At 60.9% G+C, this 6926-nt stretch carries 8 protein-coding genes; 5 read left to right on the top strand and 3 right to left on the bottom strand.

The features are described 5' to 3' along the window. Both WBV42_RS05370 and hutH read left to right on the top strand, forming a co-directional pair. The coding region (locus tag WBV42_RS05370; protein ID WP_423985111.1) for an amidohydrolase family protein at positions 1 to 520 on the top strand (520 nt) is incomplete at its 5' end. Then, positions 513 to 2084 carry a histidine ammonia-lyase gene (gene hutH / locus WBV42_RS05365; RefSeq protein WP_423985110.1) on the top strand — a complete coding sequence of 524 codons (1572 nt, stop codon included), beginning with the start codon at positions 513 to 515 and terminating at the stop codon, positions 2082 to 2084. The genes WBV42_RS05370 and hutH, both read left to right, overlap by 8 nt. Here hutH and WBV42_RS05360 read toward each other — a convergent pair. From WBV42_RS05360 to WBV42_RS05350, 3 genes are all read right to left on the bottom strand, one after another. Beyond that, positions 2081 to 2347, bottom strand: coding sequence for a hypothetical protein (locus WBV42_RS05360; protein WP_423985109.1), 267 nt, complete (start codon positions 2345 to 2347; stop codon positions 2081 to 2083). The genes hutH and WBV42_RS05360 overlap by 4 nt on opposite strands. Positions 2348 to 2474: 127 nt before the next feature. After that, positions 2475 to 3140: an RPA family protein gene (locus tag WBV42_RS05355; RefSeq protein ID WP_423985108.1), complete on the bottom strand. Its 666-nt coding sequence runs from the start codon at positions 3138 to 3140 to the stop codon at positions 2475 to 2477. Position 3141: 1 nt separating this feature from the next. Then, a complete protein-coding gene (locus WBV42_RS05350) occupies positions 3142 to 4071 on the bottom strand; it encodes a replication factor A (RefSeq protein ID WP_066140124.1) in 930 nt (309 codons plus the stop codon). Between the two features lie 326 nt (positions 4072 to 4397). Between WBV42_RS05350 and WBV42_RS05345 the strand changes: the two genes are divergently transcribed. The 3 genes from WBV42_RS05345 to WBV42_RS05335 form a co-directional block, all read left to right on the top strand. Continuing rightward, positions 4398 to 5705 (top strand): MFS transporter, encoded by a 1308-nt coding sequence (locus tag WBV42_RS05345; protein WP_423985107.1) that lies wholly within the window; start codon positions 4398 to 4400, stop codon positions 5703 to 5705. A 94-nt stretch (positions 5706 to 5799) separates the two neighbouring features. Next, complete coding sequence (locus WBV42_RS05340) at positions 5800 to 6099, top strand: DUF7091 family protein (protein WP_423985106.1); 300 nt, start codon at positions 5800 to 5802, stop codon at positions 6097 to 6099. A 289-nt stretch (positions 6100 to 6388) separates the two neighbouring features. After that, on the top strand, positions 6389 to 6926 hold a 538-nt coding region (locus tag WBV42_RS05335), incomplete at its 3' end, for an HdeD family acid-resistance protein (protein ID WP_423985105.1).

Below are 6926 nucleotides of genomic sequence, written 5' to 3'. Positions count from 1 at the left end.
ATACGGCCTGACGCCGAAAATCCACGCCGAGGAACTCGCGCACATCGGCGGGTCGCAACTCGGCGCGAAACTCGGCGCGACGAGCGCGGACCACCTCCTGTACGCGACGGAGGAGGACATCGACGCGCTGACGGCAGCGGGCGTGGTTCCCGTCCTGCTTCCCGGTACCGCGTTCGGTCTCGGTGCCGAGTTCGCCGACGCGAGGGCGTTCCTCGATGCGGGCGCACCGGTGGCGATTGCGACCGACTTCAACCCGAACTGCCACTCCCAGAGCATGGGCTTTGCAACCTCACTGGCCTGCGTCGAGATGGGGATGACGCCCGCCGAGGCGCTGGTGGCGGGGACGAAACACGCCGCGATGGCGCTCGACATGCAGGACGGAGCGGGCACGCTCCAACCCGGAACGCCCGCCGACATCGCCGTCGTCGACGCGCCGAGCTACGTTCACGTTCCCTACAACTACGGCGTGAACACCGTCGAAACGGTGCTGAAGGGCGGCGAGGTGGTCCATCATGAGTGAAATCGAAATCGACGGCGAATCCCTGACGCCCGAGGACGTGGAACGTGTCGCACGCGACGACACGACCGTATTCGTCCCCGAAGACGCGAGAGAACGAGTTCGAACCGCACGAAAACGCGTCGAAGAAGTCGTCGAGAGCGGCGAAGCCGTCTACGGCGTCAACACCGGCTTCGGCGAACTCGTGGACGAGCGGATTCCCCCCGAAGATATCGAGACGCTCCAGACGAACCTCATTCGAAGCCACGCCGCCGGAGCGGGCCGCGAACTGGACCGCGAGGAAGTGCGGGCCATGATGCTCGGCCGCGTCAACGCGCTCGTCAAGGGCTACTCCGGCATCCGCGAACTTGTCGTGGACCAACTCGTCACGATGCTGAACGAGGGGATTCACCCGGTCGTCAAATCCCGCGGCAGCCTCGGCGCGAGCGGCGACCTCGCTCCGCTCGCGCACCTCGCGTTGGTCATCATGGGCGAGGGAACCGCGACCGTGGACGGCGAGAAACTGGACGGTGCGGACGCGCTCGAAACCGCCGAACTGGAGCCCATAACCCTCGCCGCGAAAGAGGGCTTGGCGCTCATCAACGGTACCCAACTTTCGGTCGGCCTCGCCGCGCTCGCCGTGCTCGACACCGAACGGGCGATTCGTGCGGCGGACGTCGCCGGAGCACTCACGACCGAGGTGACGATGGGAACGACCGCCTCCGCGGACCACGTCATCGCCGACGTTCGCCCGCACGACGGCCACGCGAAGACGGCACGGAACATCAAGCGTCTCACCGAGGATTCCGAAATCGTCGAATCCCACCGCAACTGCGACCGGGTGCAGGACGCCTACTCGATTCGCTGCATGCCGCAGGTTCACGGCGCGGTTCGGGACGCCGTCGCCCATCTGCGTTCGGCCGTCGAAATCGAACTCAACAGCGCGACCGACAACCCGCTCATCTTCCCGGCCGACAGTGTGCACAGCCGCGCGAGCGGTGCGGGAGACGCCGCGGTGCTTTCCGGTGGGAACTTCCACGGTGACCCACTCGCGCTTCCGCTCGATTACCTGACGAACGCCGTCACGGAACTCGCAGCCATCTCGGAGCGTCGAGTGGACCGCATGCTCAACCCGAACGTTCAGGAACCGCACCTCCCGCCGTTCCTCACCGAACACAGCGGCCTGCGTTCGGGCTACATGATCGCCCAGTACACCGCCGCGGCACTGTTGAACGAAAACCGCTCCATCGGCCGCGCGTCGATGGACAACACGCCGGTCAGCGGCAATCAGGAGGACCACGTCAGCATGAGCGCCCAGAGCGCGTACAACGCGCGCCGTGCCGTGGCGAACACGCTCTCCATCGTCGGCATCGAACTCGTCTGCGGCGCGCAGGCGTCGGAGTTCGTCTCCGATGACCTCTCCCACGGCGTCGGAACCGGCGCGGCCTACAACGCGGTTCGTGAAGTCGTGCCGCCGCTCACCGAAGACCGACCCATCCACGAGGATATTGCCGCCGCCGAGACGCTGATCTGGTCCGGATTGCTCGACGAGCGCGTGGACGATGCACTCCCCGAATCGCTGGATTAATCGGCCGTCGTTCCGCCCGAATCTCTTTCCGCCTCTTCCGGCTCGATTCGGGCTTCCGTCTTGGTCCCGTGACGGGGATTCCCCTCCTTATCGAGCGTCCAGACCCCGTGTTCCTCACATTCGAACACGCGACGAAAGACGGGCGTCGATTCTCGCCGACAGTTGGGGCACGGGTGGACCGGTCCCTCCGCCGAGGTGTCCGCTCCCATCTCCGCGTACACCTCCTGCCAATCCCCGCTCGGTGAGGTTCGTTCGTCAGGCATGATTCGGGTTCGTGTGCGTGTAGCCAATATCGATACCCGGCGCTGTTCGACTGTATCTGCACGACCGACAACCGCTGAAATATTGATACTGTCCGCGTTGTTTCGATGAGGGCTCCCCGCCGCCGCGCTACTGCATCGGCGGTTCGTTGTCGCCCGCTACCTCACCGGTGTCGTCGCTGGTGCTTCCATCGCTGGCACCGTCGTCGTTTCCGCCACTCGTGGCGCCGGTATCCAGGCTTTCGAGCGCCTGAATCGCGTTGTCGCGGTACGTGTCGATGGGTCGCTCGTACTGCTCTTTCGCCATCGTCGCGTAGCGGTTCGTCTCGTCGTCGAACGTTTCGATACGTTCGAGCGTCCGCTCGGCGGTTTCGACCACCCAGCGGTCCCGCGTCGATTCGTCTACCACGGTGATGGACTCGGGGCGAAGCGAGACGTTCACCGTTCCGTCGTCCATCTCGAACGTCCGGGGCTTCCCGGCGATGGCGACGTAGGCCGGTGCTTCGAGTTCTCGAAGCATGGCCGCGGCGTCGGGTTGGTACTGCCCTGCGTAGACGAAGAACGTGTCCCCGTTCGGGTCCACGACCCGTCCACGCCAGTATTCGCTGTCCTCGCCGACGTCCTCTTTTTCGGTGAGGGTTCCGACGACGAAGACTCGGTTCGCTCGCTCGCCCGTGGGGAGGAGCAAGTAGACCGGTGCGCGCTCGTCGTCCGATTCCTTGAACGTGTAATTCGCGTCGTTGAACTCCGCCGCGAAGGTGCGGCGTGCGACTTCTCGTGTTGGTGCGCCACTCATGTTACATCGACCTCGCTTTGGTAAGCGCCGCTTCCGCATCCACTGGCCCGGAGAGCAGTTCGACGTCGTTCGCCAACAGGTACCGACCCATCGTTGGTCCCGTCACGCGGTAGTAGTGGCCGAGCGTCATCTCACGCATTTCGTCGGCCACGACGGTCGTGTCGAGTGCATCCATCGCCATCTGCTTGGCCTCCTCCAGTTCGATGCCGGTCAGGTTCTCGGTTGCCTCCTCGTTGAAGATGACCTCGTGAACGTCGAGGCCGTCGTCCAAGACACCCTTGATTCGGAGGTCGAACTCACCGTCTTGCTCGCCGTGTTCCGAACAACGGCCGTTCTGGAGGACGCGCGTGCAGTCCTCTTTGGGACAGCGTTTGATGAGGCCACTGCCGGACTGGATGTCCACCAGTGCACCCTCCATCTCGGTGCTGTTGTCGCCGACTTCGATGTCGGTGTCGAGTTCCTCGATGGTGGTCGTACGGTTGAGTTTCACCGAGTAGCGGCCCTGGTACTCGTCCGTGACCATGTTGCCGAGTTTGTAGACCTTCCCCTCTTCGAGTTCGGGGAGGTCGGATTTAGCCCACTTGGTGAACTTGATGGTGCCCGTCTCGTCGCCGAGGAGTCCGACTTGGCCCACGGAATCACTCCGGGGGTCCCAGAGGTCGACGACCTTCGCGGTGAGGTCCACCCACTGCTCGTCGGTTTCGATGTCTTCGACGTGCACGTCGCTGGTGCCGCCGGTTCGAATCTCGTCGCGTTCGAGGCCAGCCTCGTCCAGATAGTGGCTGGTGACGCTTCGTCGTGCCTCTTCCATGGGCACTTTGTACTCGTTGACGAGGCTGTCGAGACGCGAGGCTACGTCGTCAACGGTTACGTCCAGATGGTCGGAGAACTGTTCGTGAATTTCTTCTGCGTGCTGTCGCACATCGGTCATGGTTGCTCCGTCTCCACTTCTTTTTCTATGGGAGACATACCGTGGTTGGTGCGGGATGGTATAAAAGGTTACGTGGGCAGAGCGGAAGTGAAAGTGGACACCCAAACGACCTTATTTCGTGTCGTTGATTCTGAACGTATGGACGGCGGTATCGTGAATCGACTCCCACGGGAGGAAGCGTTCGAAGTGCTGGCTCACGAGATGCGACTCGGTATTCTCGACGCGCGAAAAATGACAAATCGTCTTTAGAACTCCGTTTCTGCAACGCACCTCACAGAAATGTATTTCTAATAACAATTAATGGCGGGGAGCGGCTGTCTTCATCCATGTCGAAACTCCGCTCGAACAGGTCGTTCGTGTTACTGTTTCTCGGTCGGTTCGTGACGAACGCCGGGGATAGCCTCTACTTCATCGGTGCGATGTGGCTCGTCTACTCACTCACTGGGTCGTCTTTTTACACCGGTCTCGCCGGATTTCTCGTTCATTTGCCGAGCATGTTCCGGTTCCTCATCGGGCCGCTCGTCGACCGGTGGAAACTACGGCCCATCCTCGTGAGGACGCAGTTCATCCAATGTATTTGCGTCCTCATCGTTCCGCTCGCCGCCGCAACTGGACACCTTTCAGTTTGGGTTATCCTCTTCGTCATGCCGCTGTTGACGCTCGTCAATCAATTCGTCTATCCGGCACAGACCGCGATACTTCCTCGAATCGTCGAAGGGGAACAACTCGTTCGCGCGAACTCGCTGTTCTCGACCGTTTATCAGGGAACCGAAGTCGTTCTCAACGCCGCAAGTGGAATCGTACTCGCAGTTATCGGTGCGACTACGTTGTTCGTCGTGGACTCGGCGACGTTCGCCATCACTACCGTCCTCTTCCTCGGCGTATCGGTTTCGTCCACGGATTCGGAATCAGACGAGGATGATACGAACGACGCGGACGACGCGAATAACGCAAACGACGACGGTACGTACGTCGCCGAACTCCGAGAAGGAATCGAGTATCTGCGTGGATCGGTTCTCATATCGATGCTCCTCGGCGCGATGGTCGTCAACGTTGGTGGCGGCGCGATGACTGCTGTTCTACCCGCATTCGCCGATTCGATGGGCGGTCCGGAAACGTACGGCCTCCTCATGGCAACCATCGCCGGTGGGTCGTTGGCCGGAACGGGCGTCGCGTCGTTGGTCGAAGACCGTCCGTACGGTCGCCTCTCGATGGTCATATTCCCCGTATCGGCTCTCGGTTTGGCTGCGGCCTCGGTTGTCCCCGGCTTGCCAGCGACTCTCGCCTTCCTCTTCTTCGCGTTCGTTCCCATGGGCGTTTTCAACGTGATGTTCTCGTCGCTGCTTCAATCGTCGGTCGACGCGGCGTTTCTCGGGCGCGTTAGTTCCGTCGTCTCCAGCATCAGCATGGGGATGCTCCCGATCGGTACCCTTCTCGGTGGTGTCGCGGGTGACGCGTATGGTCCTGTGTCGATGTTGTATTTCCTCTCGGGACTGCTCGTACTGCTCGCCCTCTACTTCCTTTCCCACCCACGAATACGGTCGCTTCCGTCCGTTAGTGAAACTGACGAGGCGACGCTTGGACTACGGCCATCGGCTAACCGAGCTGCAGTTTCGAACGTCAATACTGACTAACGACGAACGACTGTTGTCGAGACGATGAAAGCGCCCGTGGTCGGTCGTCCACTCCACCAATCAACATTTGAACCCGCTTGTCCAAATGGAATATATGGACGACCGCTTCGACCGTTTCCTCCGAAACGTCGGCAAGAAGTACGCCGAGGCCCGCCAATCCGCGGACCACCAACTGAGCCAGGCCAAGGAAGCGTACCGAAACGCCCACGACACCGTTCTCGCCGACCTGCCGCGGGACGAACACGGGCGAGCGAAAATCGTCTGCCGACGACACGTCGATAAACGGGCCACACCGATCGATAAGGAGGGACGTCCGAAATGCTTCGACTCCGACCATCCTGCGTGTCGAGGTTGTCTTGAGGACATCCGCGAAGGAACCGTCGAAACGTGGTGACGCCGTCGAAAGGTGGTAACGGTCGAACGACGAAACTCCCAATTTTCTGAGCTATCCTGAAGGAAATCTAGCCTGTTAGTCCGAAAAAGCGGTCAGTCCGAGGCTCAGTACAATGGGACGACCGTCGTACAAATATAATATCTGTTATGTTCTTCAAATTCCGCCTTCCGCTTCTGATCGGCTCTACTCCTTTAAATCTCGAAAAATCGGTCTGACTCTTGGAACTTTCTTCAAATAACCAACACAACTTATATCCTTGGCTGGCGAATACGTGATTGGTGAAAATCAAATGAGCACAGAAGTACAAAGCAGTGGGGAGATAGTTTCGGACACCACCAAGCGATCGTGGCGTGCTTCGATGGGGGCAGGGGCGATCATTGCTGTAATCGGCGTCCTCGCCATCTTAGCGCCGTTCGCTGCTGGGGTTTCGTTGTCAATTCTGCTCGGGGCGTTGCTGGTGGTCGGAGCGCTCGTGCACGTGGCTCACGCCTTCTCGGGAGGGTGGAAGCGGTTCTTCGTGCAGGGTGTCCTCGCGGTCATCTACGCCGTTGCGGGCATTTCGCTCTTAGCGAACCCGCTCATCGGACTGACGACGTTGACCATCCTGCTGGCAGCGTTCCTGGTCGTCGATGGCGTCCTCGAAATCGTCATGGCGTTTCAGTCCCGCGGTGACCGCGGATGGGGAGCACTCGTCGTGAGCGGCATCTGCGCCCTGATCATCGCGGCGATCATCTGGGTTGGATGGCCTGCCACCGCGGCGTGGGCGCTCGGCCTCCTCTTCGGCGTGAACCTGCTCATCACCGGCATCTCGATGATGTTCATGGCGC

Source organism: Haladaptatus sp. (assembly GCF_049589095.1).
Lineage (GTDB): Archaea > Halobacteriota > Halobacteria > Halobacteriales > Haladaptataceae > Haladaptatus.
This window is presented reverse-complemented; position numbering and strand designations above follow the sequence as displayed.